The sequence below is a fragment of the Xanthomonas hydrangeae genome, from assembly GCF_032697525.1.
In the GTDB taxonomy this organism is placed as follows: domain Bacteria; phylum Pseudomonadota; class Gammaproteobacteria; order Xanthomonadales; family Xanthomonadaceae; genus Xanthomonas; species Xanthomonas hydrangeae.
Genome location: NZ_CP103836.1, coordinates 3,959,793 through 3,986,019, shown reverse-complemented (window position 1 = coordinate 3,986,019; position 26,227 = coordinate 3,959,793). Strand labels below are relative to the sequence as shown.

22 protein-coding genes and 1 other RNA gene are annotated in these 26,227 nt (G+C 63.1%); 10 read left to right on the top strand and 13 right to left on the bottom strand.

What is annotated here, in order from left to right:
* Nucleotides 1–80: 80 nt before the first annotated feature.
* The 5 genes from NYR97_RS17020 (at nucleotide 81) to NYR97_RS17000 (ending at nucleotide 5,582) form a co-directional block, all read left to right on the top strand.
* Nucleotides 81–980 (top strand): hydrogen peroxide-inducible genes activator, encoded by a 900-nt coding sequence (locus NYR97_RS17020; RefSeq protein WP_006449468.1) that lies wholly within the window; start codon nucleotides 81–83, stop codon nucleotides 978–980.
* 88 nt (nucleotides 981–1,068) lie between these two features.
* Nucleotides 1,069–2,757 carry an ATP-binding cassette domain-containing protein gene (locus NYR97_RS17015; RefSeq protein ID WP_316694854.1) on the top strand — a complete coding sequence of 563 codons (1,689 nt, stop codon included), beginning with the start codon at nucleotides 1,069–1,071 and terminating at the stop codon, nucleotides 2,755–2,757.
* A complete protein-coding gene (locus NYR97_RS17010) occupies nucleotides 2,741–3,826 on the top strand; it encodes an efflux RND transporter periplasmic adaptor subunit (RefSeq protein ID WP_115036654.1) in 1,086 nt (361 codons plus the stop codon). Before NYR97_RS17015 ends, NYR97_RS17010 begins: the two co-directional genes overlap by 17 nt.
* Nucleotides 3,823–5,226 (top strand): TolC family protein, encoded by a 1,404-nt coding sequence (locus NYR97_RS17005; protein ID WP_316694850.1) that lies wholly within the window; start codon nucleotides 3,823–3,825, stop codon nucleotides 5,224–5,226. Before NYR97_RS17010 ends, NYR97_RS17005 begins: the two co-directional genes overlap by 4 nt.
* A gap of 143 nt (nucleotides 5,227–5,369) precedes the next feature.
* The gene (locus tag NYR97_RS17000; RefSeq protein ID WP_205391878.1) at nucleotides 5,370–5,582 is read left to right on the top strand and encodes a hypothetical protein; all 213 of its coding nucleotides are present in this window, start codon (nucleotides 5,370–5,372) and stop codon (nucleotides 5,580–5,582) included.
* Between the two features lie 256 nt (nucleotides 5,583–5,838).
* Here the strand turns inward: NYR97_RS17000 and NYR97_RS16995 are convergent, their stop codons facing one another.
* From NYR97_RS16995 to hrcA, 6 genes are all read right to left on the bottom strand, one after another.
* Nucleotides 5,839–6,966, bottom strand: a complete 1,128-nt coding sequence (locus NYR97_RS16995) for a prephenate dehydrogenase (RefSeq protein WP_316694847.1) — start codon at nucleotides 6,964–6,966, stop codon at nucleotides 5,839–5,841.
* Nucleotides 6,963–7,871, bottom strand: coding sequence for a pyridoxal kinase (gene pdxY / locus NYR97_RS16990; RefSeq protein WP_316694845.1), 909 nt, complete (start codon nucleotides 7,869–7,871; stop codon nucleotides 6,963–6,965). The genes NYR97_RS16995 and pdxY overlap by 4 nt, the downstream gene beginning before the upstream one ends.
* A gap of 340 nt (nucleotides 7,872–8,211) precedes the next feature.
* Nucleotides 8,212–9,342, bottom strand: a complete 1,131-nt coding sequence (dnaJ, locus tag NYR97_RS16985; protein ID WP_205391881.1) for a molecular chaperone DnaJ — start codon at nucleotides 9,340–9,342, stop codon at nucleotides 8,212–8,214.
* A gap of 159 nt (nucleotides 9,343–9,501) precedes the next feature.
* Nucleotides 9,502–11,427, bottom strand: coding sequence for a molecular chaperone DnaK (gene dnaK / locus NYR97_RS16980; RefSeq protein WP_205391882.1), 1,926 nt, complete (start codon nucleotides 11,425–11,427; stop codon nucleotides 9,502–9,504).
* A 141-nt stretch (nucleotides 11,428–11,568) separates the two neighbouring features.
* Nucleotides 11,569–12,087: a nucleotide exchange factor GrpE gene (gene grpE, locus NYR97_RS16975; RefSeq protein ID WP_023903539.1), complete on the bottom strand. Its 519-nt coding sequence runs from the start codon at nucleotides 12,085–12,087 to the stop codon at nucleotides 11,569–11,571.
* Nucleotides 12,088–12,188: 101 nt separating this feature from the next.
* Entirely contained in the window at nucleotides 12,189–13,241 is a 1,053-nt protein-coding gene (gene hrcA, locus NYR97_RS16970) for a heat-inducible transcriptional repressor HrcA (RefSeq protein ID WP_316694841.1), read from the bottom strand.
* 116 nt (nucleotides 13,242–13,357) lie between these two features.
* On the opposite strand from hrcA, the gene recN reads away from it, so the two are divergent.
* Nucleotides 13,358–15,022: a DNA repair protein RecN gene (gene recN, locus NYR97_RS16965; RefSeq protein ID WP_316694840.1), complete on the top strand. Its 1,665-nt coding sequence runs from the start codon at nucleotides 13,358–13,360 to the stop codon at nucleotides 15,020–15,022.
* 110 nt (nucleotides 15,023–15,132) lie between these two features.
* On the opposite strand, the gene fur is transcribed toward recN, so the two are convergent.
* Nucleotides 15,133–15,543 carry a ferric iron uptake transcriptional regulator gene (fur, locus tag NYR97_RS16960; protein WP_006449456.1) on the bottom strand — a complete coding sequence of 137 codons (411 nt, stop codon included), beginning with the start codon at nucleotides 15,541–15,543 and terminating at the stop codon, nucleotides 15,133–15,135.
* Between the two features lie 103 nt (nucleotides 15,544–15,646).
* Here fur and NYR97_RS16955 point away from each other — a divergent pair, with 103 nt between their 5' ends.
* On the top strand, nucleotides 15,647–16,042 hold the full coding sequence (locus NYR97_RS16955) for an outer membrane protein assembly factor BamE (protein WP_039528130.1): 396 nt from the start codon (nucleotides 15,647–15,649) through the stop codon (nucleotides 16,040–16,042).
* A 327-nt stretch (nucleotides 16,043–16,369) separates the two neighbouring features.
* On the opposite strand, the gene NYR97_RS16950 is transcribed toward NYR97_RS16955, so the two are convergent.
* The gene (locus tag NYR97_RS16950) at nucleotides 16,370–16,645 is read right to left on the bottom strand and encodes an RnfH family protein (protein ID WP_316694835.1); all 276 of its coding nucleotides are present in this window, start codon (nucleotides 16,643–16,645) and stop codon (nucleotides 16,370–16,372) included.
* A gap of 3 nt (nucleotides 16,646–16,648) precedes the next feature.
* Entirely contained in the window at nucleotides 16,649–17,080 is a 432-nt protein-coding gene (locus NYR97_RS16945; RefSeq protein ID WP_210761944.1) for a type II toxin-antitoxin system RatA family toxin, read from the bottom strand.
* Nucleotides 17,081–17,140: 60 nt separating this feature from the next.
* On the opposite strand from NYR97_RS16945, the gene smpB reads away from it, so the two are divergent.
* The gene (gene smpB / locus NYR97_RS16940; protein WP_006449452.1) at nucleotides 17,141–17,644 is read left to right on the top strand and encodes an SsrA-binding protein SmpB; all 504 of its coding nucleotides are present in this window, start codon (nucleotides 17,141–17,143) and stop codon (nucleotides 17,642–17,644) included.
* Nucleotides 17,645–17,795: 151 nt separating this feature from the next.
* On the opposite strand, the gene NYR97_RS16935 is transcribed toward smpB, so the two are convergent.
* A complete protein-coding gene (locus tag NYR97_RS16935; RefSeq protein WP_316694828.1) occupies nucleotides 17,796–20,246 on the bottom strand; it encodes a S8 family peptidase in 2,451 nt (816 codons plus the stop codon).
* Between the two features lie 135 nt (nucleotides 20,247–20,381).
* Between NYR97_RS16935 and ssrA the strand changes: the two genes are divergently transcribed.
* Nucleotides 20,382–20,778, top strand: a transfer-messenger RNA (tmRNA) gene (gene ssrA / locus NYR97_RS16930).
* Between the two features lie 308 nt (nucleotides 20,779–21,086).
* Nucleotides 21,087–22,427 carry a site-specific integrase gene (locus tag NYR97_RS16925; RefSeq protein ID WP_425613081.1) on the top strand — a complete coding sequence of 447 codons (1,341 nt, stop codon included), beginning with the start codon at nucleotides 21,087–21,089 and terminating at the stop codon, nucleotides 22,425–22,427.
* Between the two features lie 83 nt (nucleotides 22,428–22,510).
* Here the strand turns inward: NYR97_RS16925 and NYR97_RS16920 are convergent, their stop codons facing one another.
* From NYR97_RS16920 to NYR97_RS16910, 3 genes are all read right to left on the bottom strand, one after another.
* On the bottom strand, nucleotides 22,511–23,011 hold the full coding sequence (locus NYR97_RS16920; protein WP_039812838.1) for a hypothetical protein: 501 nt from the start codon (nucleotides 23,009–23,011) through the stop codon (nucleotides 22,511–22,513).
* A 33-nt stretch (nucleotides 23,012–23,044) separates the two neighbouring features.
* Complete coding sequence (locus NYR97_RS16915) at nucleotides 23,045–23,800, bottom strand: hypothetical protein (RefSeq protein ID WP_425613002.1); 756 nt, start codon at nucleotides 23,798–23,800, stop codon at nucleotides 23,045–23,047.
* Nucleotides 23,801–24,312: 512 nt separating this feature from the next.
* A complete protein-coding gene (locus tag NYR97_RS16910; RefSeq protein ID WP_316694822.1) occupies nucleotides 24,313–25,956 on the bottom strand; it encodes a MobA/MobL family protein in 1,644 nt (547 codons plus the stop codon).
* Nucleotides 25,957–26,227 lie beyond the last annotated feature (271 nt).

Here is a 26,227-nt window from a genome sequence, read left to right as displayed (position 1 = left end):
ACGTTTCGCTCACCGGCGCCTTGCCGGTGGTGCGCTCCGAGCATTCCCGAAGTAACGCTGTGACGGTAACGAAGTGACGCATGCCCCGCCCTAGAACCACCATTCGCCAGCTCAGTTATTTCGTCGCGCTCGCCGACACCGGAAGCTTCACCCGCGCCGCCGAGCAGATGGGCGTGTCGCAACCCTCGCTGTCGCAGCAGATTCGCGCCTTCGAAACCATCATCGGTGCAGCGCTGTTCGAACGCGGCGTGCCGGCGATCCTGACGCCGCTGGGACGCGATCTGCTCGACCGCGCACGCAGCATCCTGCTCGACATCACCGACCTGGAAGAAGTACGTGCCACCTCGGCCGACACGCTGATCGGCACCATCCGGCTCGGCGTGTCGCCCACGCTCGGCGCGTACCTGATGCCGAGCCTGGTCGCGCGCCTGCACCGCGAGCACCCGGCGCTGCGCGTGCATGTGCGCGAAGGCTTGCCGACGGTGCTGGCCGCAGGCCTGGCCAGCGGTCTGCATGACGTGATCCTTGCGCAATTGCCGGTCGCCGGGCGCGGCCTGCATAGCGAGCGGCTGTTTCGCGAACCGCTGCACGTGACCATGGCCGCCGATCACCCGTTGCGTGCCAAAACCTTCATCACACCGGCCGATCTGCGCGGCGCCAACCTGCTGACCCTGATGCCGGAATACCGGCTGGCCGAACAGATTGCCGCGATCGCCATGGACGTCGGCGCCACTGTCCTGCGCGATTACGAAGGCACGAGCCTGGATGCGATCCGCCAGATGGCCGGGATGGGCATGGGTCTTGCACTATTGCCAGACCTGTATGTGCGCCAGGAAATCCGCGAAGGCGACGACGTCGTCGTTCGGCCGATCAAAGGCGGACGCTACTATAGGGAGATCGGGCTGTTGTGGCGGCAAGGCGCAGGGCGCGCGCCGGCCTTCGGGTTGATCGCCGATCTCCTGCGTGCGGTGGCCGCATAGGAAAATCCTATGCGTCGAATAAGCGCTGCGGCCTTGTTCGTTACCTGCAACTCGTCAATGCTTCATTGAACTCATCAACGGAAATCGAATGGCGGGCAAGCAGATCGGATGGCGGGAAGCGGGAGCCTGGCTGGCGGAGATCGTCGGGCCGGACATGCCGTATGTGCGTCTGGCCATGGTGTATGGCGTGGCGATCAGCCTGCTGTCGCTGGCCACGCCGATCTCGGTGCAGTTGCTGATCAACAGCGTGGCCAACACCGCGCTGCCCGCGCCGCTGTGGACGCTGTCGAGCCTGCTGCTGGGGCTGCTGCTGCTGGTGGCCGGCCTGAGCGCGATGCGGGTGTGGGTCATGGCGCTGTTCGAGCGCCGCCTGTTTGCGCGCGTGGTCTCGGAGATCACGGTGCGCGCGGTACATGCGCAAAATCCGTTCTTCGCCGATCAGAACCGCGGCGACATGTTCAATCGCTACTTCGATCTGGTGGTGGTGCAAAAAGCCGTGCCGAGCCTGGCGATCGGCGCCTTCACCATCGTGCTGCAATCGGCGGTCGGGCTGATACTTACCAGCTTCTATCACCCGTTTTTTCTCGGTTTCAACGCGTTGTTGCTGCTGGTCATCTTCGGCATCTGGATGATCTGGTCGCGCGGTTCGATCCGCACTGCGGTCGATCTGAGCCATGCCAAGCACGAGGCCGCACGCTGGCTGGAAAGTGTCGGCGGCTCCAACGGCTTCTATAAATCCAGCCGCCATCTCAATTTCGCGATGGACCGCTCCGAAGCCGTCACTGCAGCTTATGTCGACCGGCACCGGCGCCATTTCCGCTACAGCTTCACGCAGACGGTGGCGTTTTTGCTGGTCTACGCGGTGGCCAGCGCAGCCTTGCTGGCGCTGGGCGGCAACCTGATCCTGCGCGGCGAGCTGTCGATCGGCCAGCTGGTCGCCGCCGAACTGATCCTCAGTGCGGTCTTCTACGGCATCTCGCAACTCGGTGGTTATCTGGACGCGTTTTACGACCTGGTGGCGAGCTCGGAAGAGCTGTCGCTGCTGTTTGCGATCCCGCAGGAACGCGCCGTCGTTGCGCGTGGCAAAACGCCTGGCAACAGCGCGGTGCGCCTGGAGGGCGTGGTGATCGACGGCGCACGTTTCGATTTTTCGCTGGCCGCTGGCGAGCAGCTGGTGACGATCGCCGATGGCGGTGCGGAGCGACTGCTGGCGATGATCCTCAAGCGCCACGTGGTGCCCGATCGCGGGCTGGTGATGGTGGGCGGCGCAGACATGGCCACCTTCGACATGTATCTGCTGCGCTCGGAAGTGACGGTGCTCGACCGGCCGACCATTGTCGAGGTCACCATCCGCGAATATCTGGCGCTGGCGTCTGCCGATGTGACTTCGGAGGCGATGCTGGAAGCGATCGATGCGGTTGGGTTACGCAGCCGCATCGCCGCACTCCCGCAAGGTCTCGATACGCGCCTGGCCGCATCGGGCTACCCGTTGTGGATCGGCGAAGTGATGGCGCTGAAGCTGGCCAATGCGCTGCTGGTACGCCCGCGCGTGCTGATGCTGGCGCAGGTGTACGATCTGATTCCCGCCGATCGGCTGACCGATGTATTGCGTCGCCTGAAAGATGCCGGCACCACGGTGCTGCTGTGCACCGGCCGGCCGGAAGACATCACCCTGGATGGCTGGTTCCACCTGCAGCCCGAGCGGCAGCAGCGCTTTGCCACGCGCGCCGAATTGATCGCAGCGACGCAGGAGGCGAACGATGCAGCACGCTCCTGATCGCAACACGCACTTCCCCACCCTGGCGGCGATGCGCCCACCCAGCATCGCCAAGGCGCTGGCGTGGATGCTGCTGATCGGCATTGCCATTGCCAGCGCGATCCTGGCGCTGGCGCCGTGGGTACAGACCGCCAGCGGCAAGGGCCAGGTGGTGGCGCTGGATCCGGGCGACCGCCAGCAACAGGTCACCGCCTTCGTGCCCGGCCGGGTCGAGCGCTGGTATGTGCACGATGGCCAGCATGTGTCGCGCGGCGATCCGATCGCGCGCGTCGGCGATCTGGATCCGGACCTGCTCACCCGCCTGGCCAGCGAACGCGCGCAGGTGCAGGCCGAGATCGCCGCGATCCAGCAATCGCGCGCGGTTGCCAGCATCGACGTGGCACGTAGCAGGCAATTGCTTGCCGAAGGGCTGGCCGGCCGCCGCGACTTCGAGCTGACCCAGATCAAGGTCGCCGAGGCCGACGCCAAGCTGGCCGAATCGCGCGCCAAGCTGACCCGTATCGACATCCAGTTGAACCGCCAGTCCGCACAGCTGGTGCGCGCACCGCGCGACGGCCGCGTGCAGCAGCTCAACGCCGCCAGCGGCAGCGCGATGGTCTCGCCCGGCACGGTGCTGGCGGTGATCGCGCCGGAGCGGGTGGAGCGCGCGGTCGAGCTGTACATCGACGGCCGCGACGTGCCGCTGATCCGCCCCGGCCGCCCGGTGCGGCTGGAGTTCGAAGGCTGGCCGGCGATCCAGTTCAGCGGCTGGCCGTCGGTGGCGCATGGCATGTTCGACGGCCGCGTACGCGCGATCGACCCCAACGCCGCGCCCGATGGCCTGTTCCGCATCCTGGTCGAACCGCAGCCGGGCAAGCCGGCGTGGCCGGCACGCGAGTTCGCCCGCCAGGGCGGCAAGGTGCGCGGCTGGGTGCAGGGCGAAACGGTGAAGGTCGGCTACGAATTGTGGCGCCAGCTCAACAACTTCCCGCTGGAATTCGGCCGGCGCCCGGCAGCGGCGACGCAGGATGAGGGCAAAGCCAAACCGGCAGCGTCCAAGGCCGAAGACGACGAGACCGGCAAAAAATGATCCGCCGTCTTGTCTTCTTGCTGATCGCGCTCGCGCCGGGCGCGGCGGTGGCCCAAACCACTGCGCTGACCCTGGACGAAGTGCTGCAGTCCTCGGCTCGCTCCGCGCCGCAGATTGTCGAATCGCTGGCCAAGGTCCGTCAGGCCGAAGGCAAGGGCATGTCGGCCGATGGCGCGTTCGATACCGTGTTCGATATCGACGGCCGTTCGCGCGAGGCCGGCTATTACGACGGCAGCGCGATCGAAAGCACGGTCAAGCGGCCGTTCGATAACAACGGCGGTTATTACTACGGTGGTTACCGCTCCTCGCGTGGTTCGTTCCCGGTCTACGAAGACAAGTCCTATACCGACCGCGACGGCGAAGTAAAAGTGGGCGCGCTGTATGCGCTGTTGCGCGACCGCGTGGTCGACGAGCGTCGCACCAAACGCAGCGTTGCCAGCGCCGACATCGATGTCGCCCAGTACGAAGCCGAAATGGTGGCCATTGGCGTGCAGCGACGCGCGGTGGATGCTTACCAGAGCTGGGTCGCGGCCGGCCTGAAACTGCGCGCGTATAACGACCTGCTGCAACTGGCCGAGCAACGCCGCAACGCGATTTCGCGGCAGGTGACGCTGGGCGCGCGGCCGACCATCCTGCTGACCGAAAACGACCAGAACCTGGTACGCCGACGTGCGCTGGTGGTGCGTTCGGAGCAGGACTTCGCCAACGCGGCCAATGCCTTGTCGCTGTATCTGCGCGACGACACCGGCATGCCGCTGGTCGTCTCCAGCGAGCGCCTGCCGGCCGATACCTCGGCACTGGAAGGCCTGGCCGGCGCCAGCAAGATCACCGCACCGGTAGAGCGCCCTGATTACCGCGCCGTGTTGACCCGCATCGACCAGGCTACCGCGCGGCTGATGCTGGCGCAGAACGATCTCAAACCCCGCCTGGATGTGAGCCTGGAAGTCAGCAAGGATCTGGGAGAACCCGGCGTCGGCGGCCCGAACCGCTCGCCCACCGATGCCATCATCGGCTTCCGTTTCAGCGTGCCGCTGGAAAACCGTGCCGCCAAGGGCCGCGTTGCCGAAGCGCGCGCCGAGATCGAAGCGCTGGATCAACGCAGCCGTTACCTGCGCGACCAGATCTCGGTGGAAGTCGAGTCGGTGGTCATCTCGCTCAACGCCGCCGAGCGCCTGGCCAAGATCGCCGACGAAGAACGCAGCCTAGCCGACCGTCTCGCCGCGGCCGAGCGGCGCCGCTTCGAGCTGGGGTCGGGCGACTTCTTCCTGGTCAATCAGCGCGAAGAAACCGCCAACGATGCCCGTGTGCGCCTGATCGATGCACAGGCGCGGATTGCCTCGGCCCGCGCTGAGCTGGCAGCGGCCACGGCTGATCGGGATGCGTTGCAGCTGAGTCGTTGAGCCGGCGTCGTTCGAACTTTTCCGCATCGCGCAATGACGCCCGGGTAACACGTGCCTGCGCATGCTCGCCTCCACCGGCCCGGCGCCGGTCGTGCGGTCCCTGGCGGTTCGCACTGCGACCTTGGAATCTTTCGGAGGTGCGTATGTCTTTTCGGCAATTTCCCGCAGTCGGTGCAGATGGCGAGTCTTACGTCATCATCGAATTCCGCGACGAGCTCGAATCCCCCGACGCGCAGCAAGCCCGCACGACCGCGCACACTGCGCCACGTTACGAACTCCCCGATGGCCGCCACCTGCAACGGCAAGGCCAGCGCTTCGTCACCCAGGGTGGCGAGTTGCGGCTTTCGACGTCTTGAGATGGAGCTGGTCATTTTTTGACCACACATGCCGCAGCCGTTGCAGCGCAATGGCTGCGCGCAGTTATCCACATGCTTGTGCAGATTTCATCCACACCCTGTGTGGATGAAATCAAGCGACAATCATCCAGGCGACAATCACTCGCGACGTCGACTCCTCGCCTACGACTGCAGTCAAACCACACATGGTTGCTGCTCTCGTCCCGGCAGCCCGACACCAACATCGACATCGACCAACCGCACGCCGACCCTTCCGTTACCCAACGCGATCGGAACGCTCCAGCACCCGCCCGATCCCGCTGCGGTCGATCTCGCTGGCACCTTGCGTCAACGCAACGCGGTCGCTGTTCGGCTCGAACCCAATCCGGAAATGCAGCTCGCCCACCGGCGTGCGCGAGGAATGGATCGACGACAGATTCACCCCATGCTGCTCGAACACATGCAGCAGCGCGCGCAGCGAGCCGGGTTGATCCTCCGGCAGATACACGCTCAGCGTCAGCGGCTCGGTGAGATCGGCCAACAGGTAACCCACGCGCTCGTAGGTGTAGTTGCCGGCCGCAAGCGACTCGCGTTGCAATGCCTGTGCATTGTCGTGCAGAAATCGACTGCGAAACTGCGCACGCGCCGCGTCGTCGCCTTGTGCGATCAGGGTGCGCAATGCCTGTAGTTGCAGCAGCAGCCGATCGAGCATCTCGCCCACGTATGGGTTACCGAACTGGATGTCTTCGTAGATCGACGGATTGAGCGAAAGAATGCGCGCGATCACCGCGGTATCCAGCTCGAACGAGGCCGAGCGATACGGCATCAACGCGCGCAATTCGCCCAGCAGCGGCGCGTAATCGCGCAAGGTGCCGGCCTGCGCCAGATGGGTGGCATGCACCATCGCCTGCACCAGGGCCATCACGCGGTCGTGGTGCTCGGGCGTGGCGTACACGCACTCGGCCTGCAGCGCGCTGTAGAGCGTCTGCACCCATGCCGACCACCGCTGCAGACGCGCCTCACAGACCACCATCACCCGCCCCTTCAAGGTCGGCGACTTGGGCGGTGCGGTCATCGGATGCAAACCGACGACCTCGGCCTGCGAGGTGAGCATCGCAGCGACCGGTTCCTGCTTGATCGAGGTGACATCCATCCACAACTGCGACGCCGCGCGCGGGCCGGCAAGTTCGACATAGCGCTCGATCAATGCGGCGGTGTGGCGAATGGGCGCAGAAAAAATCAGCACATCGGCACGCTGCGCCAGGGTCGCCTCGTCCATGCCGCCGGCCTCGGCCGGATCGAAGCCGATCACCTCCAGCCGCATGCGCACGCGCAGAAACTGCGTCAGCCAGCGACCGTAAGCGCCGGCGATGCCGACAATGCCGACCACCGGCTGCGCGATCATGCCAAGCGCTCGATGGCAAAGCGCGGGGCACCCGCCAGCGCGGCCGGGGCGGCGGCCAACACATCGAACTCCTCAAAGCCTGCAGCCAGTGTGGCTTCCAGCGCGCTATGCACGCCACTGAGCGCATGCCCCACCGCCTGCTCGAACGGCACATCGCGCAGCAGGAAACCGATCAGCAATGCCATCAACACATCGCCGGTACCGGCTACATCCACCGGCAAATGCGGCGTGGCCCAGCGATACACCGCCGCATTGCTGACCGCCAGCGTCACCAGCTCGCCGGTCGCGCCGGCCACGCTGTGCGCAAGCACCCACTGCGGACCGCGCACCAGCAATGCGCGCGCGGCAACGATGGCATCGTCCTGTTCCAGACTCGGCAAACCGGTCAATCGCCCAAGCTCGAAGGCATTCGGCGTCACCAGCCAGGCATGCGGTAACAGCCGCTCGGCGAACACGCGTTCCAATCCGGGTTCGACATACGGGCCGGTGTGCGTGTCGCCGATCACCGGATCCAGGCAGTAACGCAGCTGCGGCGCCTGCGGCAAGGTCTGCTCCAGCCAGTCGGCAAAGACTTCGCCATTGGCCAGACTGCCGAAATAGCCCGATACCAGAATGCGCGCGCGTTGCGGCAGCAAACGTTCGCTTGCACCCAGCAACAGATCGGCCAGCCAATCGGCGGGCAGAATACGCCCGCGTAAGGTGGCGTAAAACGGCGCATTGCTCAGCAGCGTGGTGGGCACTTCCGCCACCCGCAGCCCGAGCGCACGCAATGGCGGTACCGCCGCGCTGTTGCCGGCATGCCCATAGACCAGTTGCGATTGCACCGAGATCACATCGATCGGCGAAGGACCCTCCGGGCGCTGACGCCGGCCGTGGACCAGATGACTGTCGGGGGCATTGTTCATCGCAGCATTTTACGCCAGCGCCACGGCGCGCCCGCATTCGATCGATGCAACCGCCGCCCGCTCGCCGTTAAGCGCACCGCCGCCAGGCCGGTCTTCGCCAGACCGGTCCGTGCGCTGGCAGCAGCTGATATCGCCTCCGATCTGCGGGGCTCCTGCCGCAGGAACGCAAATGCCGGCCCCCGGGGCCGGCATTCGTCTGGGGAACCTCGCTCAATCGTGCAACCTTCCGGACATTCGGGAGCGTTCGTCGGCTCCCGCAAATCTCGAATCGCCAAGATGGCGCACCACCCCGGCCACACCGCCCTTGCGATTCCCCAATCCCGATTCCCGATTCCCGGCCTCAGGACGTCATCCGATCCCAGAAGCCCTTGACGCCATCGATGAACGTGGCCGACTTGGGCGAGTGCTTGCGTGCATCCTCACCGGTGAAGGTGGACTCGAACTGCTGCAGCAACTCGCGCTGATCGGCAGTCAGATTGACCGGCGTTTCGACCACCACGCGGCAGTACAGATCGCCTTCGGTGCGGCTGCGCACCGAACGCACGCCCTTGCCGCGCAGACGGAACAGCTTGCCGGTCTGGGTCTCGGCCGGAATGCGGATTTCCGCCTCCCCACCCAACGTCGCCACACGCACGGTGTCGCCGAGCGCGGCCTGCGAAATGCGAATCGGCACCTCGCAATGCAGGTCGTCGCCATCGCGCTGGAAGATCGCATGCTCGCGCACGCGCACTTCCACATACAGATCGCCCGGCGGCGTGCCGGCGGGGCCGGCTTCGCCCTCGCCTGCCAGACGGATGCGGTCGCCGGTATCCACACCGGCCGGCACCTTGATCGACAGCACCTTGTCTTCTTCCACACGGCCGGCGCCGTGGCAGACCTTGCACGGATTCTGGATCAGCGTGCCGCGCCCATCGCAATGCGGGCAGCTCTGCTGCATCGCAAAGATGCCGCGCTGGATGCGGACTTGGCCGCGTCCGTGACAGGTCCCGCACACCTCCACCTTGCCGTCTTCCGACCCGCTGCCGTGGCAGGGATCGCATTCGACCAGGGTCGGAATCTCGATGCGTCGCTCGATGCCGGCGACGGCTTCTTCCAGATCCAGTTCCAGCACGTAACCGACGTCGGCGCCACGTCGCGCAGCGCGCGGACCGGCGGCGCCACCGCCGAAAATATTGCCGAAGATATCGCCAAAGATATCTCCCATGTCCGGGCCACCCGGCCCACCGCCACCACCGCCCATGCCGTGCTCGAACGCAGCGTGGCCATGCGCATCGTAGGCGCGGCGCTTGTTGCCGTCCGACAACACTTCATAGGCTTCCTTGCACTCCTTGAACATCGCCTCGGCAGCAGCGTCGCCCGGATTGCGGTCCGGATGGTGCTTCATCGCACAGCGCCGGTACGCCTTCTTCAGCTCCTCGTCGCTGGCGCCACGGGCCACGCCCAGCACTTCGTAGTAATCGCGTTTGCTCATAAGCCGGTATTGGGGATTCGTGATTTGAGATTCGTTGAAACGCAAAAGCGGACAGCATGCGCTGGTCCGCCTTGGCGACGCGACGCGTAAAGGATATCGGGATGAGGATCGGCACGTTTACCGGCTGCCAATCCCCACTCCCGACTCCCAAATCACGGCTTACTTCTTGTCGTCCTTGACCTCGGTGAACTCGGCGTCCACCACGTCATCGGCCGCCTTGGACGCCTGGGCGTTGCCGCTGGCTGCATCGGCGTTGCCGCCCTGCTCTGCCGCGGCGGCTGCCGCGTACAGCGACTGGCCGGCTTCTTCCAGGGTCTTGCTGCGCGCTTCGATCTGCGCCTTGTCGTCGCCCTTCATGGCCTTTTCCAGATCCGACAGCGCCGCTTCGACCTTGCCGATCACATCGCCGCCGACCTTGCTGCCATGCTCGGTGATCGCGGTGCGGGTGGCGTGGATCAGGCCATCGGCCTGATTGCGGGTCTGCACCAGTTCCTGGAACTTCTTGTCTTCTTCGCGGTTGGCTTCCGCGTCGGCGACCATGCGCTGGATCTCTTCGTCCGACAGACCCGAACCGGCCTTGATCTCGACCTTCTGTTCCTTGTTGGTCTTCTTGTCCTTGGCCGACACGTGCAGGATGCCGTTGGCGTCGATGTCGAAGGACACCTCCACCTGCGGCATGCCGCGCGGCGCCGGCTCGATGCCGGACAGGTCGAACTTGGCCAGCGACTTGTTGAAGCGGGCCTGCTCGCGCTCACCCTGCAGCACGTGCACGGTCACGGCCGACTGATTGTCTTCGGCGGTGGAGAAGGTCTGCGAGGCCTTAGTCGGGATGGTGGTGTTCTTTTCGATGATCTTGGTGAACACCCCGCCCATGGTTTCGATACCCAGCGACAGCGGGGTCACGTCCAGCAGCAGCACGTCCTTGACGTCGCCGGCCAGCACGCCGCCCTGGATCGCGGCGCCCACGGCCACGGCTTCGTCCGGGTTGACGTCCTTGCGCGGTTCCTTGCCGAAGAAATCGGCAACCGCCTGCTGCACCTTCGGCATGCGGGTCTGACCGCCGACCAGGATCACTTCGTTGATGTCGCTGGCGCGCAGGCCGGCATCGTTCAACGCGGTGCGGCACGGCTCGATCGACTTCTTGACCAGGTCTTCCACCAGCGCTTCGAGCTTGGCACGGGTCAACTTGATGTTGAGGTGCTTCGGGCCCGAGGCATCGGCGGTGACGTACGGCAGGTTCACTTCGGTCTGCTGGCTGGTCGACAGCTCGATCTTGGCGCGCTCTGCGGCGTCCTTCAGGCGCTGCAGCGCCAACGGATCCTTACGCAGATCGATGCCCTGATCCTTGTTGAATTCGTCGACCAGATATTCGATGACGCGGTTGTCGAAGTCTTCGCCGCCGAGGAAGGTGTCGCCATTGGTGGCCAGCACTTCGAACTGCTTCTCGCCATCGACTTCGGCGATTTCGATGATCGACACGTCGAAGGTGCCGCCGCCCAGGTCGTACACGGCAATCTTGCGGTCGCCGCCGTTCTTGTCAAGGCCATAGGCCAGGGCTGCGGCGGTCGGCTCGTTGATGATGCGTTTGACGTCCAGACCTGCGATGCGGCCGGCGTCCTTGGTGGCCTGACGCTGGCTGTCGTTGAAGTAGGCCGGCACTGTGATCACGGCCTCGGTGACCTTCTCGCCCAGGAAATCCTCAGCGGTCTTCTTCATCTTTTCCAGCACGCGTGCAGAGATTTCCTGCGGCGCCATACGCTTGGCATCGCTGGTCTGCACCCAGGCATCGCCATTGTCGTGGGCGAGAATGCCGTACGGCACGTGCGAGATGTCCTTCTGCACTTCGGCGTCGGTGAACTTGCGGCCGATCAGGCGCTTCACCGCGTAGAACGTGTTCTTCGGGTTGGTGACCGCCTGGCGCTTGGCCGAGGCACCGACCAGCACTTCGCCGTCCTTGGTGTAGGCGACGATCGAAGGCGTGGTGCGATCGCCCTCGGAATTTTCGATGACGCGGGCCTTGCCGCCGTCCATGATCGACACGCACGAGTTCGTGGTGCCGAGGTCAATACCAATGATCTTGCCCATGGATACGCTCCTGATGATTCTGTAGCTGTTTCCGGCGACGCCGGGTCTGGCTGAGATGTGGGGGTGGTGCGCAGGTGTTCAAGCCACCTGTACGAATCTGCGTTCCGCGTCCGCGCCGGCCAGTTCAGCCGGCAGCAGCCTTCAGTCGTGCTTGGCCACGACCACCAGGGCCGGGCGCAGCAGGCGATCGTTGAGCAGATAGCCTTTCTGGAACACCTGCACCACGTGGCCCGGTGCGATGCCCTCGGCCTCGCCCTGGCTGATCGCCTGGTGCTGGTCCGGGTTGAACGGCTGACCGACCGGATCGAGCAGGGTCAGGCCGTTGTCGGCGGCCACCTTGAGCAGTTGCTTGTAGGTCATGTCCAGACCATCGCGCAGCGGGCTGGGCTGGCTGCCAGCCGCGGTCAACCCAGCATCCAGGCTGTCGAACACCGGCAGCAGCTCGCCCAGCAGCTTCTCGTTGGCGAACTTGCGTGCATTGTCGACATCGCGGGCGATGCGCTTGCGCTGATTTTCCAGATCGGCGCGCTCGCGCAGGGCGTCAGCCTTGACCAGCGCGATCTCGCTGCGCAGCGATTCGATCTCGGCCTTGAGCGGATCGGTCTCGGGTGGGTTCTGGGACAGGTCTTCGGAGTCGAATTCGGAGTGGTCTTGGTTCATGTGCACAGTTCCCGGGCCGGCGGAACGCCCGCCCCAACGTCACCCCGTATGTGGGCGCCTGCGCGCGTTTCAAGCAAAACGATCGCCCCGATCGACTCCGGTTATCGCGTTGCGGGCGGTTCCATGGCCGCGCCCAGCACCTGGGCGGCGGTCTGCACCAGCGGAATCAGGCGGTCGTAGGCCATGCGTTTGGGCCCGATCACCCCCAGTACCCCCAGCACCTGACCGTTGGCGGCGTACGGCGCAGTGACCAGCGAGACGTCTTCCAGCGACACCATGCCGGTTTCTTCGCCGATGAAGATGCGCACGCCCGGCGCCTGGATGGTGCGTTCGAGCAATTGCAGGATCTCGCGCTTGCTGGCGAAAGCCTCGAACAGCTCGCGCAGGCGATCCAGGTCCGACAGGTCCTGCACACCCATCAGACGGGTCTGACCAGCCATCACCATGTCGTCGGCCTCGGCCGGCACCAGCGCCTCGCTGGCCAGGTCCACGCTGTGCGCCAACAGCTGTTCCATCTCGTCCTTGGCCACGCGCAGCTCGCGCAGCAGCGAGACGCGGATATCCGATAGCGCGCGCCCGGCAAACTGCGCATTGAGGTAATTGGCCACCCGCTCCAGCTCGGCCGGCTCGTAGGCGCGGCGCGGCTCGATCACCCGGTTCTGCACCTCGTTATCGGCAAACACCAGGATCGCCAGCACCCGCCGCGCATCCAGCGGCACGAAATCGATATGCCGGAAGGCGAACTGCTCGCGCCGCGGCGCGCTGACCACGCCGACGAAGTGGCTCATCGCCGACAGCATCTGCGAGGCGCTGCCCAGCAACGACTGGGTGCCGTTGCCGCTGGCAAGCTCGGCGCGCAGGCGGCGCACTTCTTCCTCGCCCGGCGGCTGCATCTGCACCAGGCTATCGACGAACACGCGGTAGCCGTGCGCGGTGGGAATGCGCCCGGCCGAGGTGTGCGGAGAGCTAAGCAGCCCCACGTCCTCCAGGTCGGCCAGGATATTGCGGATGGTGGCCGGGCTGACATCCAGCCCCGCATGCTGGGCCAGCGTCTTGGAGCCCACCGGCTCGCCATCGCGGATATAACGGGCAATCAGCGTGCGTAGCAGCTGGCGTGCGCGGGGGTCGAGCGTTGGGGACTGTGACGCGCGCATGGGATCATCCGGTGAGACTGGGCATAGATAATCTCTGGCCCCGTGATTGGCAAGGGTCTCATTCCCTCGCCGCCCCTCCCACCCTAAGCTTGCCCAAAGCGTCCACACTCGATCCCATGCTCAGACACCTCTCCATCAAGGATTTCGCCGTCGTCCGCGCCACCGAACTGGAATTCGGGCCGGGCATGACCGTGGTCTCCGGCGAAACCGGCGCCGGCAAGTCGCTGATGGTGGACGCGCTGGGCTTTCTGTCCGGCCTGCGCGCCGACAGCGGGGTGGTCCGCCACGGCGCCGACCGCGCCGAGCTGTCGGCCGAATTCCAGCTGCCAAGCGAGCACCCCGGCCTGACCTGGCTGGCCGACAACGAGCTGGACGACGACGCGCAATGCCAACTGCGCCGCATCATCCGCGCCGATGGCGGCTCGCGCGCCTGGATCAATGGCCGCCCGGTCACCTCTTCGCAATTGTCCGAGCTGGCGTCACGGCTGGTGGAAATCCACGGCCAGCACGAGCACCAGGCCTTGATGGCCCGCCATAGCCAGCTCACCCTGCTCGACGCCTACGCGCGCAACAGCGCGCAGCGCGAACAGGTGCGCCAGGCCAGCCGACAGTGGCAGGCGCTGCTGGACGAGCGCGATGCGCTCTCGGCGCAGGGCGATGTCTCCGACCGTATCGGCTTCCTCGAACACCAGTTGGGCGAACTCGAACGCGAAGACCTGGACCCGGCCGCAATTGCCGCGCTGGACGTCAATCATCGTCGTCAGGCGCATGCCACCGCGCTGATCGACGCCTGTGAAAGCGTCCTCCAGCAGCTCAACGGCGACGATGGCGCATCGGCGCTGGGCCTGCTGCAGGGCAGCCGCCACGACCTGGCCCGCGTCGCCGAACACGAGCCGCGCCTGGGCGAAGTGGACGCACTGCTGGACAGTGCCGCAATCCAGATCGAAGAAGCGCTGGCCCTGCTCGACCGCGTCCGCGACGACCTGGATGCCGACCCGGCCCAGTTCGAGGCGATGGAACGCCGGCTCGGCCGCCTGCACGATCTGGCGCGCAAGCATCGCGTCACCCCGGACGAACTGGCTGCGCACCGCGATCGCATGAGCCAGGAAGTGGAAAGCCTGCGCGGCGCAGACGAACGCCTGCAGCAGCTGGACAAGCACATCGCCGCCGCAACCGACGTCTGGCGCAACGCCGCCGCCGCCCTCAGCGCTAGCCGCACCAGCGCGGCAGACTCCTTGTCGGCCGCAACCACCACGCTGATCGGCGAGCTGGGCATGGGCGGTGGGCAGTTCCTGATCCAGCTGCAGCCGCAGGACACATTGCGCCCGGATCCCAACGGCGCCGAGCGGGTGGAATTCCTGGTCGCCGCCAATGCCGGGCAGCCACCGCGCGCATTGCGCAAGGTCGCCTCCGGCGGCGAGCTGTCGCGGATTTCGCTGGCCATCGAGGTCGCCGCACTCGGGCTGGACAGCGTGCCGACCATGGTCTTCGACGAGGTCGATTCCGGCATCGGCGGCGCGGTGGCCGATATCGTCGGGCAGAAGCTGCGCGCCCTGGGCGAAGAGCGCCAGGTGCTGTGCGTCACCCATTTGCCGCAGGTCGCAGCCAAGGGGCACGCGCATTACCGGGTCAGCAAGGCGCCGGTGGACGGCATGACCCAGAGCGCGGTCGAACTGCTCGGCCCGCAGGCCCGCCAGGAAGAACTGGCGCGCATGCTGGGCGGGGTGGAAGTGAGCAAAGAGGCTCGCGCGGCCGCACGCAAGCTGCTGCAGAGCGCGTAATCGGCTCGATTGCCGGGCGACACGCTCGGCGTTGTCGAGGCGGCTAGCGTCTGCAAACGTACAAGGCGGCCGAAGCCGCCTTGTCGTTGCCGCCGTGCTGCACGCCGCGTTTAGCGCACGCGCTTCTTGCGCACGTACAGCACCAGCGAGTGCTCTTCCAGCTCGTAGCCATGCTGGGCGGCGATCTGACGCTGCAAGGCCTCGATCTCTTCGCTTTCGAACTCGATCACATGGCCGGTATCCACGTCCACCATATGGTCGTGATGGCCGCCGCGATCCAGCTCATAGACGGCCTGGCCGCCTTCGAAATTGTGCTTCAGCACCAGGCCGGCAGCCTCGAACTGGGTCAGCACCCGATACACCGTGGCCAGACCGATTTCGTCGCCGTGGTCGAGTAGCTGGCGGTAGATGTCTTCTGCGCTGAGGTGATGGTGATTGCTCTTTTGTTCGAGCAATTCCAGTATCCGCATACGCGGATGGGTCACCTTGAGCCCGACTTTGCGCAGGTCGTGGGTTTCCATACGTTCTCCGTTCATTGGCGATTTAGCGCCAGCTGCCTTCAAACGGGTCGCGGCGACCGGGGGAGTGTATCATCGGCGTGATTTCCTCAGCACTTAATCCCCGATGCGCAATCTCCTGCTGGTCGCCGCCGTTGCTCTTTCCACCGCTGGCTGCGGCATCATCTACAAGCAGCCGATCTACCAGGGCAATCTGATCAAACAGAATGCCGTGGAGCAACTCCAGGTCGGCCAGAGCAAGCAGCAGGTCAGCGCGTTGCTGGGCACCCCCTCGATCCCGGACCCATTCCACTCGCAGCGCTGGGACTACACGTCTACCCAACGCGTGGACCGTCTGGCGCGCACAGAGATCAAGAACTTCACCGTATTTTTCGAAAACGAGCAGGTCGTGCGCTGGGAAGGCGATTATTTCCCGTCCCAGGACGAGCAGCTGGCCAAGTCGGCGCCTAAGCAGTTCGGCCGCAATCTGGCCCGCGACAAGAAGAAGCAGCGCGGCCGTTGATGCGGCTGCTCGGCGATTTTGCGATCGTCCGAGTGTTGGCAGGACCAGAGAACGCATCCCTTTAAACGGATGCGTTTTTTAGTTTTGGCTGGTCGGAAACCGGCTCCGGGCGGTAGTTCCGGCCAAGCGATGACCGCGATGGAGGAGGACGTATTGGATCAAGGACTGCAACGCGAGCCCTGACACCGATACAGCGCGTTTTCTGTCGGGTGCGTCGTGTCCACAGGCGCTTGTCCGAACCAACGGCTACGTTCGGCTTTGCAGGAAAGTTACCGGAAGAGTTCGCTGTGCCGCACCATGCACGTGCGTCGCAGCGCTGGCAAACGACTAGGCGTTGGGACCGGCTTTTTTGCTGGGTCCGGCACGGCGGCGACGCGCCTCTTTCGGATCCAGCAGCAGCGGCCTGAGCAATTCGACCCGGTCGCCATCGCGCAGCGCCTGATCCGGTCGCGCAATTACCCCATGAATCGCCTGTGCTGCGATCGGCTGATCCACCGCCAGACCAGAGGCGGCAATCGCCTCGGCTACCTTGGCGCCGTCAGCCAGATCCAGTTGCATCGAGCTGTAGCGATCCGGCCATGCCAGCACCACTTCGACCTGCATGGCTTACACGTCGCCACGATCGGCGACCCGCACGAAATCGTTGACCATGCGATCGGCCAGCCCCTGAAAGCCCAGCGCCAGCGCCGGACCCAGCAGCCGCGAGCTGGTCTCCACTTCCATCGTCAAACTGACCTTGCAGGCGTTTTCGCCGAGCGACTGAAATTCCCACAGCCCTTCCAGACGCTTGAACGGGCCGTCGCGCAGATGCATGACGATGCGTTCCGGACGCTCAAGCAGATTTTCGGTGGTGAACCAGGTGCGGAACGACCCCAGCCCCAGATCCAGGCGCGCCACGATATGCGCCTGGTCCTGTTCAAGCACCTGCGCAGCATCGCACCAGCCGAAACGGCGCGGATAGGCGGCAACATCATTGACCAGATCGAACATGCGGGTGGCGCTGTGTTCGACCAGGGCGCTGCGACGGATGGTAGGCATTCGCTAACTTGTGAAAGACAGAAGATCGTTTGATGACGCCGAATCGGCGACAATGGCGGCATGAGCAAGAAACCAGCCAAGGATAAAGCAAACGGCGCGACGGCCACGAAAACCATCGCGTTGAACAAGCGTGCGCGCCACGAGTACCACCTGGAAGAGCGCTACGAAGCCGGCCTGGCGCTGCAGGGTTGGGAAGTCAAGGCGATCCGCGCCGGCCGCGCCAACATCATCGACGGCTACGCCTACGTGCGTTCAGGCGAGATCTTCCTGATCGGCGCGCAGATCACACCGCTGATCCAGGCCTCCAGTCACACCGTGCCGGTGGAACGCCGCGACCGCAAGCTGCTGCTGCATCGTCGGGAAATCGACAAGGTGCTGAGCAGCGTCGAACGCGACGGCTACACCCTGGTGCCCACTGCGCTGTACTGGAGCAACAACAAGGTCAAGCTGGAAATCGCACTGGCCAAGGGCAAGCAGAACCACGACAAGCGCGACGCCGCCAAGGACCGCGACTGGCAGCGCGACAAGCAGCGTGTGATGCGGCGGCATAACCGCGATGCGTGAGTGGCGGGGATTGGGGATTCGGCATTAGGGATTCGTAACGGCGAAGCCGCCCGTGGCCGACGTCTGCCTGTTGCTCGGTCACGGCACTGGCGATAGAAAACACGGCGGGTAAAGCCGGCGCTTTTGCGAATCCCCAATCCCCACTCCCGAATCACGTCTTCCCAAGCATCCGCATCAGATTCGGCACCCCCCTGCCCTGCACATAGCGATCGCGTTGCAGGTCGGTGCTGGTGTCCAGCATCAGCTGTTTGACCCGATCCGGGAAGCCGATGAACTCGCGACGGGCGGAAAGGAATCCGGCCAGCACCCCGGAGACGTGCGGTGCGGCCATGCTGGTGCCGCTCATCTCCACCATCAGGCTGGCCGCATCGTTCGGGTCGAAGTCGTAATAGGCCGACAGGATCTTTTCGCCTGGTGCGACCACATCGGGCTTGCCGCGACCATCGGCGGTCGGCCCGCGCGAGGAAAAATACGACACGCCGTAATTGTGCGGGCTGCTCTTGTGCACCGAGCCGACCACGATGGCGTCTTCCAGATTCCCCGGGTCGCTGATCGACAGATCCATGTTGGCCGGATACGCATCGCCATCGTTACGCATCAGCCAGGCCATACCCTCGTTGCCGGCGGCGACGACAACCAGTACGCCTTGCCGCCATAGCCGGCGCAACTCGTTGCACAAGGGCGTAAAACCACAGCCGTAACTCTCCGGGTCGAAGTAGCCGCCCAGGCTCAGATTGACCCCGTGGATGACCAACTCGCCTGCGCGCTCGTTGATCGCAGCCACGTGCTGTACCGCCTTGATCATCCACGAATCGCGGCCATTTCCCGCATCGTCCAACACCTTGAATCCATACAACTGCGTGTCCGGCGCCATGCCGGCGAACTCCTGTGGTTTACCGGGATTGCCCTCCACGTCCGCGATCACCGCGCTAGATTGGCCGGCGATGATGCCGGCGATATGGGTGCCGTGCCCATGCCGATCGAGTCTGGCGAACGCATCGCCATCTGCGCGCGTCAATCGTTTAGGCGCGCCACGCCGCGTGCAATCCCATTGCGCCACCACACTGTCACGCTCGCCCTTCACGAAGAAATGCGGATGACTGGCCGCGATGCCGGTATCCAGCACCGCCCAGCCGATCTGCTGACCGCGCGCGCGATACGCGGTGCGCGCAGCATCGGCATGCAAGACGTTGCCGGAGACGTTGATCAGCGCGCGCTTGCCGGCATCGCGCCACACGCGCCGGAATCCGAGTGCACGGTAGCGATCCTGCAGCGATTCGATCTCGAACCGCGTCAACCGCGCCGAGACGAAACGCTGCAAGCCGTCTTCCAGTTCGATCGCCTCATCCAATGCGTCGCCGCTCAAGCCAGTGCTGCGTGCAGCGGTCTGGCGCAGCTGCGCCAGCAGCAGCGCACGCGTAGCAGCCGGGTCGTTGCCGAGCAGGCGACGATCCAGTTCGATCAGCACTTCGTGCCGATGCTCGGACCCATGCGCTTCCAGCTGCTCGCTGAGATCCTTGATCAACACCGCATTGGACACCGGCTGATCGAAGCCCACGCCGACGGCCTCACGCACCGCCGCACGCACCTGCGGAATCGACAGATAGCCCGAGCCCGAATGCGGGTTGTGCTGCCAATCCGGATTCAAGCGCGCGTCCGAGAGGTTTTCGAAACGTCCCTTGGCATTGGCGATGTCGCCGGTGAGATCCGGATCCAGCGCGATCGGGTCGCGTGTCTCGGCCACGTTGATCCAGCGCCGCACGCACTCGGGAAACGGCAGCTTGCGCGTGCCGGTCCAGCGTTTGAACATGCTGCGCACTTGCGGCAAGCCCAGCGGCGAGCCCAGGGTCAGGAACAAGCTGACCTCGCACTCGGCGGCTTGCAGCTGGCGCAGCACATCGAAGGCGATCATCGAGCCCTGGCTGTGCGCGACCACCACGAACGGCCCGCCGCCCGAACGCAGGCGCTGCGCGAGGCTTTCGCGCATCAACGCCGCACGCCCGGGCACGAAGAACAGATCGTGTACGTCCTGCAGCAGCGCGGCAGAGATCAAGCGCAGCAGCACGCGGTTGATCGCATCGATCGGGCCTTTTGCCTGCACGTCGCCAACGGCAGGCGTGGCGGACGCCGTGTCCAGCTCGTCCAGCAATCGATGCAGATCGCTGCGTTCCTGCTCGCTCTGCGCCAATGCATCGGCCAGCAGATGCAGATCCTGCTCGCCCGGGACCAACCCAAGCGTACTCAAGGCGCGCTGCACACTCTGATTGAGCGCAGGGCCGACATCGCGCGCATCGCAACTGCCGGGCTCGGCGACCGGATACCGCTCGCGATTGACCCAGTACGCCAGGCGCGTGCGCTCGCCCATCGGCCGCCCGAACAAGGCCTTGTCCCATTGGCAGCGCAACACCTCGGCCGGCGGCTTGTTGCCGATGCCATGGATGTAGATCACCGTGCGCGCCTTGTCCTGCACGCGGCTCTTCGCCGTGGTCTGCGGCTGCGCGCTGCGCGCTGCCCGTTTGCGCGCGGGTTGATCGGCAGTGGCCGCTGGTTTGCGGGGCGCTGCACGCGCCGGCCGTGGACGTGGGGGCTTGCTGGTCGCCATCGCTTCGCTCCTTCGTTTACAGATTGTTCCGTTCGGTACGGGACTGAAGCCACTGTAAGCGCTGCGTATCTCACCACTTGTGACAGGGCGCGCCGATCCCTACACTAGGCAGGTCAGCGTTTTGATGCTTTCCCCGGGGGTGCACTGGTTTCGACGGGGGTCGCGAAGTCGCTTGGCGCATGCCGAGGGGGCAGCTTTCCTCGTTAATCCAGCAGCAAACTTTTAGTTGCCAACGATGACAACTACGGTTCGGACTACGCTATCGCCGCTTAACTGGCTTTAGTTTTAGTTCTACAGCCGCCTAAGGCGAACCCCCGAACCTACTTGTGCCCGTGCTCGTAGATGTAGGGTCATTATCACGGAACCGTCGGTAGTGGCTGCCTGTCAGCTACCGGTTAGATAAAGCAGGCTGGTTTCCAGGTGCGCTTTGCCAACCGTGCTGCCTGGAAATGAGATCTAACGGAGGGCTAAGCATGTAGTGCTGGGGATGGAGTGCTTCCGGACGGCGGTTCGATTCCGCCCACCTCCACCATCTGAGCGCGGAAAAAAGCAGTAAGTGCTTGATTTCGCGAAGGTTCGGCCCGGGGTTTGATGTTCAGTTTGAGCCTGCGTTAGGTATCAAACGAGGTATCAAACCCCGTGCCGAAGCCTTATTTTCTGCGCCGCCCTGCTGGGCTCTATGTGCGCTTTTTCGTCCCGACTGACCTTCAAGCCCTCATCGGCTCACGCTACCTTGTCCGTCCCGTTCGCTTGGCCCTGGGTGATGCTGCCCGTCTGGCCGTGGCACGAACGGCTGTGGCACTCTCCGAAGCATTCGATCAGATGCGGCAGGGAGCGGGCATGCGGGACGATTTGCTGAGCCAGGCGCTGGCCGCGTTGCAAGGGAACGAAGCCCGCCCCTACACCATCAAGGTCGGTGGCGTGGAGCTTTCTGCCAACGGCGCTGAGGATCATGCTCGGCTGCTGGACGCACTGAAACACCTCCCTCTTCAGCAACTGGCTTCTGTGAAGAGCGCCGGACCGCTGCTGTCAGAGCGCGCCACCATCCACATCAGTGAGATGCGGCGTGTTGGGCGAAGCGCGAAAAACGTGCTGGATACCGAGCACAGCCTGGGTCTTTTTGTGGCGCTTGTCGGCGACAAGCCGGTCGGGGACTACAAGACCGATGACGTCCGAAAGTTCCTGGATGCGCTTGAGCACTACCCCAGCAACGCCACCAAGAAGGCGGTGTTCGCCGGCCTCACCCCTGTCGAAATCCTGAGCAAGGCGCGGCAAGGTGGTCACGAACTGCTAAGCATGCGCACCAAGGAAAAGCATCGCGATCGCATTGCGTCCTTCTTCAACGCCTTGGCGAACGAAGACCTGATTAGCAAGGCGCCTCACAAAGCCATCCTCAATCGTGCCAAGTCGCTCACCGATGAGCCGAGTCGTGATCCGTTTAGCCAAGCCGAGCTTAAAGCGCTGCTCGAACTGAATGCATTCACGTCCTGGGCGAAGAAGTATCCCCACCGATGGTTTGCCACGCTGTTGGGATTTGCGACCGGTGCTCGGGTCAACGAAGTCGCGCAGCTCTATGTCGAAGACATTGGCAAGGTCGGCGATTTCTGGGGCGTGCATTTCCGAGGAGCAAAGCCGGATCAGCGCTTGAAGAACCCCCACTCCTCCCGCTTTGTGCCCGTGCCCACATCCCTGATCGAGGCTGGGTTCTTGGTCTATGTGGATGAGATCAAGCGCGCAGGCTTTGAGCGACTGTTCCCGCATTTGCCCTACAACGCCGAAAACGGCTATGGCGACGCGCTCGGGGATCAGTTCCGTGCATATGCTATCAAGCAAGGGTTGACCCAACGGCTCAAGAGCTTTCATTGCTTTCGACACACCTTGTCCAATTCGTTGGTCAATGAGCACGGCATCTCGCTTCCGATTTCCCAACAAATCACCGGGCACGAGTTGACGCTTCCGCCAGGCTTGAAGCATTACGTTGATGCGCCCTCTGTTCCCGCTCGCTTTTCGGCCATTGAGCAGTTTGGCCCCCCACTTCCTCTGCCCGCTTACACGCCAGGGCAATTTGATCGCGCGTTCAAGCAGGTTCGCCATATGGAACGACGACGCGAGCAGGCGGCAAAGAAGAGGACGAATAAGGCGCGAACAACAGGGTGGAAGAATTCGATCAAAGAAAGTTGAAAAAATGCCCCAACGCTGGAGCGCTGAGGCATTTGGTGTAGAGAGCTTAGAGCGCTGCACAACAACAACATCAGATTTAGAGATTAGCCGACGTTCTGCGGAGGACCTACGTCAACAACCGGCATTTTGCCGCCACAGCTACCGTAGCAGCCGCCACCGATCAATACACCACCACTACTGCCGCCACCTGATCCGGCACTACCGCCGCCGCCCGAGCTACCACCGGTCGATGTCTGCTGCTGGATCTGCTCTGCCATTTCCTGAGCTTTTTTACCGCAGGGCTTTTCGATGTAGACCATAGCACGACCGGTATACATCAAAATCTTGACGGTATAGGACACATACCCTTTATAAGAGTTGGCCACCCAGTTACTTTCACCCAGCACTCGTGACGCAGAAGTATCAAGCTTCTTCATGAATGCTGCGTTGGCTGGATTTGAATAATCACTAAATTTCGGCAGATCGGCCAAACCAACCTGGATGGGCGGCAGTGGCGGCATCGGCAATTCAGAGCATGCAATCGCAATACCCACTAAGCCACTCAAGGACAAAACAGCAAAACCAACCCTTTTTCCAATCCCCATTTCAACTCACTCCTTGATAAAAACAACAGAAAACTATTGCCCCCCGATGGGACGCTTATCCAAAATCGGCGCGACGCCGTGCTTAGAAATATAAATTTTATTTATTGCCTGATTCAGGCGCAAAGCCTCAGATTCGCCAAGCATTTTCTGCTCGGTCGTAAGGGGCTTTGCGATCATGACTTCTCTGGTTATTCCGGCTCGGGCATCGCCCCGCATTTCCGCCACACGCGACACCGCATAAGCCGCCACAGGATCGCCATTGGCACTCCCCCCCTGATAAGACGCAAGCATATTCAGTGCAAAAAGGTTGCCTTCCGCTCCTGCATCTACAAGACGTTGTTGAGCTTTTGGATCGGTTGGCAGCAGCCTCGCGTCAAGCATTGCTTGTGCCGCGATATCACCTGCCTCGGCAGCTTGCTTGAGAAGCGCCTCTGGAGCGAGCATATAAGCTTCTAGCTGCTTCTCGTTTGGATAGCCATGTCGGTCGAGCCACTTTTGCTCGGCTTTGCTTTCGGCAAATCCTGGATCGTTCTCTAAACTCATTCCATCGCGTGTGCGAGGAATTTCAGGAAACGGGTGTCTAATGCTCGATGCAGACGACTGAGTAGAAGACTGGGCAGATGCAGCCAAACCGGAAGAACCGGACATTTTCTCAGTCGAAGATTTATTTTTTTCCGAGCTTACTCCATGCTGAGGCGCTTCATTTTTTTTAGCCTCCTGCATCCAAACAATGCCACCCACAACAACAGCTAAAACAAGGGCACTTAGCCCAACTGCTTTATTACTCATGACGACCTTAAGAGTATTTCCGTTACAACTGCACGACGTGCAGCCCCCTTTCCTGGGCAAATTCTGCGGCCGCGTTCGCTTGATGTCAATTAGCGCTTCACGAACCTTGCGAAGAAGGGTTGCGAAGAACGAAGTCAAGCTTGAACTGCCTTTTAGCCTCTACAATCCCATTCATCTGATCGCTCACAAGAGCTTGTACGCTTAATAGCGTTCAGGTCACGAATGTTGGAAGGCTGCCTTACCCACTCATTGCCCCGGACAGCGAATGAAAAATAGGCACTCCTGTAATTTGCAGATCAATCGCCACTTTGGCCTGATTAAGAAAGAGCCCCGCATGCGGGGCTCCTGTGTCGCTGGCGTTGAAGCCTCAGTCTCGGCGCCGGGTGCCAATGGCGGGCGGCGTTGTTCCGATCATTTGGCGAGAACCTTTTGTAACAACCCTAGCCTCGGGCTCGCCGTCTCCACATGCCATCAGTCGGTTACGCGGTCAACGGTCAGAAACATCTGAGCCGTCATAGACTTGGCTTCGGTGGCCGAAACTTCAACTCCCAATGCCCTGCCTCACCCTCGGCCTGCGGTGGATGTGCATCCTCTCCAGATGCCTCAGGCGTCAGCACCTCAATCGGCTGCGGAGAGAAGTTCTTCTCCAAGGCCTCAGCCGCCTCCACCATCGCTTTTCGAGCCCGCTTGATCCGCCCCTGCTGGATCGCTTGGATGCGCGGGGAGACATGCCTCTTCGTTCGCGCCAAGCGCCGCTGTGCTCTGGCCACCACTTTCGTATCTGGATCGTTTTCTTGCTCATGGAGCTTGGCTTGCGCATCCAGCACGGCCACACGCGCTTTGTAGGGTCGCACCAGCGTATGGGCATAATTGCTGATTGAGCGAGCAAGCATCTCTGTGTCTTCGAACAGAAACGGCTTGGTGGCATAGCTGTCGACTCGCCGACAGATCAGCGTCCCATACGCTTGCTGAAATTCCTGCTCAATCTGGATCCCTGGGATCTGCCGCAACACCTCCAAAGACTGCTGCGCGACCTCCCGTTGCGCTTCGAGCCAGTCTTCGATCAGCTGCGCCTCCGCATTGAGCACCTCCGCGTCTTTTCGGCCCGAGGAACGAGCCAGACGCGTCACACGGCTCAGATGTCGGGTCTGACCGCTGTAAGGCGTGTAGAGACCCGGGCGAGGCGCTGGCGCACGCGCCAAGCGCTCTTTGATCTGCCGCACCCGCTCTGCGCCTGACAATCGTGTCTGCCCAACCGCTGTGCGAGCTTCCAATTCAGAAGCCTGTGCGTTGGCCCGATCCCGAAGTGCGGTCGCATGGCTATGAGACGGTGGCACCTTGTGCACGAGACCACCGCTTTTTTTAATGTGCTCAGCGACAAGCTTTGAAAGCGCCAGTGCTGCTTCTCGCCCACCTGCCCCTTTCACTTCTGCTGTGAACTTCGTTTTGCGCATCACCGCCACTTTGGCTTTGCCCAAGTGCTTGCCAGGCCGGCGCGTGAGTTCGCGGGCGCGTTCAAACTCTCCATTACGCGCGGCTTCGTGTGCTTGTGCTCGGAGACTGCGATGATCCACCCGAGCCGGGTAGCCCGCATTTTTCAAGTGCGCATTGATGACCATCGCAATGTCTTTGCGGATTTGCCGCAGCGCTCGTGTGCCGCCGCCTTGTCGCGCATCAAACTCAGCGCAGGCGCGCTCACCCAATCCTCCCGGTCCGACCTGCCGCGCTGACATCAGCAAGTGCACATGGTGGTTGCGTTGATCTCCAAGCTTGCTTGGCGTGTGGACCGCCACCAACACGGCCACTTGGAAGCGCTCGACGAGCAATTGACCCAGCGCCAAGGCAAGCACTCTGCGTTGATGTGGATCGAGTTGATGCGGAAGCGATACTTCGACTTCTCGGCAAACGCGCGCGTTCTTGCGAGTCTCGGCCGCTTCGTTCGCGTTCCAAAAATACTGCGCATCGAAGCACCACGAGGGCGCGCCCTTTGGCGCAAGCATTTGATGGAAATCGACACCGCCTCGGTGGGAATAATTGTGACCAAGCCCCGTGCTTGTATCGAGCAGATCAAACCCTGCTCGGTAAGCCGCTGCTGCGACCGACGAGTCGCCATTGGCTCGGCTGAAAGACTTCATTGTTGCGTGATAAATCGCCATTTGTGTAACTCCTGTTTGTGGAGCACACAAAGAAGCGGCAGAACATCCCCTGTCGAGAGTTAAGCGAACTCGACAACAAAGAGACTTGAATCTCAGGGTTTTGAGGAGGCCGCGTTGCCTAGCGAAGCATAGCAACGAGGTGGCGAAAGCCACCGCACCAACGCACAGCGTTGAAGCACGGTTTCTGCAAAGCAGAAACCATAAGTGCGCTCTTGCTTGCTGTTTGAAATAAGGTTCTCGCACCAAGCAATGCTAATGTCGCAAGCCCGCC

Bases quoted from the DNA above. Each gene is read 5' to 3' on its own strand.
- NYR97_RS17020 (WP_006449468.1), top strand. From the start codon at position 81: ATGCCCCGCCCTAGAACCACCATTCGCCAGCTCAGTTATTTCGTCGCG.
- NYR97_RS17015 (WP_316694854.1), top strand. From the start codon at position 1,069: ATGGCGGGCAAGCAGATCGGATGGCGGGAAGCGGGAGCCTGGCTGGCG.
- NYR97_RS17010 (WP_115036654.1), top strand. From the start codon at position 2,741: ATGCAGCACGCTCCTGATCGCAACACGCACTTCCCCACCCTGGCGGCG.
- NYR97_RS17005 (WP_316694850.1), top strand. From the start codon at position 3,823: ATGATCCGCCGTCTTGTCTTCTTGCTGATCGCGCTCGCGCCGGGCGCG.
- NYR97_RS17000 (WP_205391878.1), top strand. From the start codon at position 5,370: ATGTCTTTTCGGCAATTTCCCGCAGTCGGTGCAGATGGCGAGTCTTAC.
- NYR97_RS16995 (WP_316694847.1), bottom strand. From the start codon at position 6,966: ATGATCGCGCAGCCGGTGGTCGGCATTGTCGGCATCGCCGGCGCTTAC.
- pdxY (WP_316694845.1), bottom strand. From the start codon at position 7,871: ATGAACAATGCCCCCGACAGTCATCTGGTCCACGGCCGGCGTCAGCGC.
- dnaJ (WP_205391881.1), bottom strand. From the start codon at position 9,342: ATGAGCAAACGCGATTACTACGAAGTGCTGGGCGTGGCCCGTGGCGCC.
- dnaK (WP_205391882.1), bottom strand. From the start codon at position 11,427: ATGGGCAAGATCATTGGTATTGACCTCGGCACCACGAACTCGTGCGTG.
- grpE (WP_023903539.1), bottom strand. From the start codon at position 12,087: ATGAACCAAGACCACTCCGAATTCGACTCCGAAGACCTGTCCCAGAAC.
- hrcA (WP_316694841.1), bottom strand. From the start codon at position 13,241: ATGCGCGCGTCACAGTCCCCAACGCTCGACCCCCGCGCACGCCAGCTG.
- recN (WP_316694840.1), top strand. From the start codon at position 13,358: ATGCTCAGACACCTCTCCATCAAGGATTTCGCCGTCGTCCGCGCCACC.
- fur (WP_006449456.1), bottom strand. From the start codon at position 15,543: ATGGAAACCCACGACCTGCGCAAAGTCGGGCTCAAGGTGACCCATCCG.
- NYR97_RS16955 (WP_039528130.1), top strand. From the start codon at position 15,647: ATGCGCAATCTCCTGCTGGTCGCCGCCGTTGCTCTTTCCACCGCTGGC.
- NYR97_RS16950 (WP_316694835.1), bottom strand. From the start codon at position 16,645: ATGCAGGTCGAAGTGGTGCTGGCATGGCCGGATCGCTACAGCTCGATG.
- NYR97_RS16945 (WP_210761944.1), bottom strand. From the start codon at position 17,080: ATGCCTACCATCCGTCGCAGCGCCCTGGTCGAACACAGCGCCACCCGC.
- smpB (WP_006449452.1), top strand. From the start codon at position 17,141: ATGAGCAAGAAACCAGCCAAGGATAAAGCAAACGGCGCGACGGCCACG.
- NYR97_RS16935 (WP_316694828.1), bottom strand. From the start codon at position 20,246: ATGGCGACCAGCAAGCCCCCACGTCCACGGCCGGCGCGTGCAGCGCCC.
- NYR97_RS16925 (WP_425613081.1), top strand. From the start codon at position 21,087: ATGCGGGACGATTTGCTGAGCCAGGCGCTGGCCGCGTTGCAAGGGAAC.
- NYR97_RS16920 (WP_039812838.1), bottom strand. From the start codon at position 23,011: ATGGGGATTGGAAAAAGGGTTGGTTTTGCTGTTTTGTCCTTGAGTGGC.
- NYR97_RS16915 (WP_425613002.1), bottom strand. From the start codon at position 23,800: ATGAGTAATAAAGCAGTTGGGCTAAGTGCCCTTGTTTTAGCTGTTGTT.
- NYR97_RS16910 (WP_316694822.1), bottom strand. From the start codon at position 25,956: ATGGCGATTTATCACGCAACAATGAAGTCTTTCAGCCGAGCCAATGGC.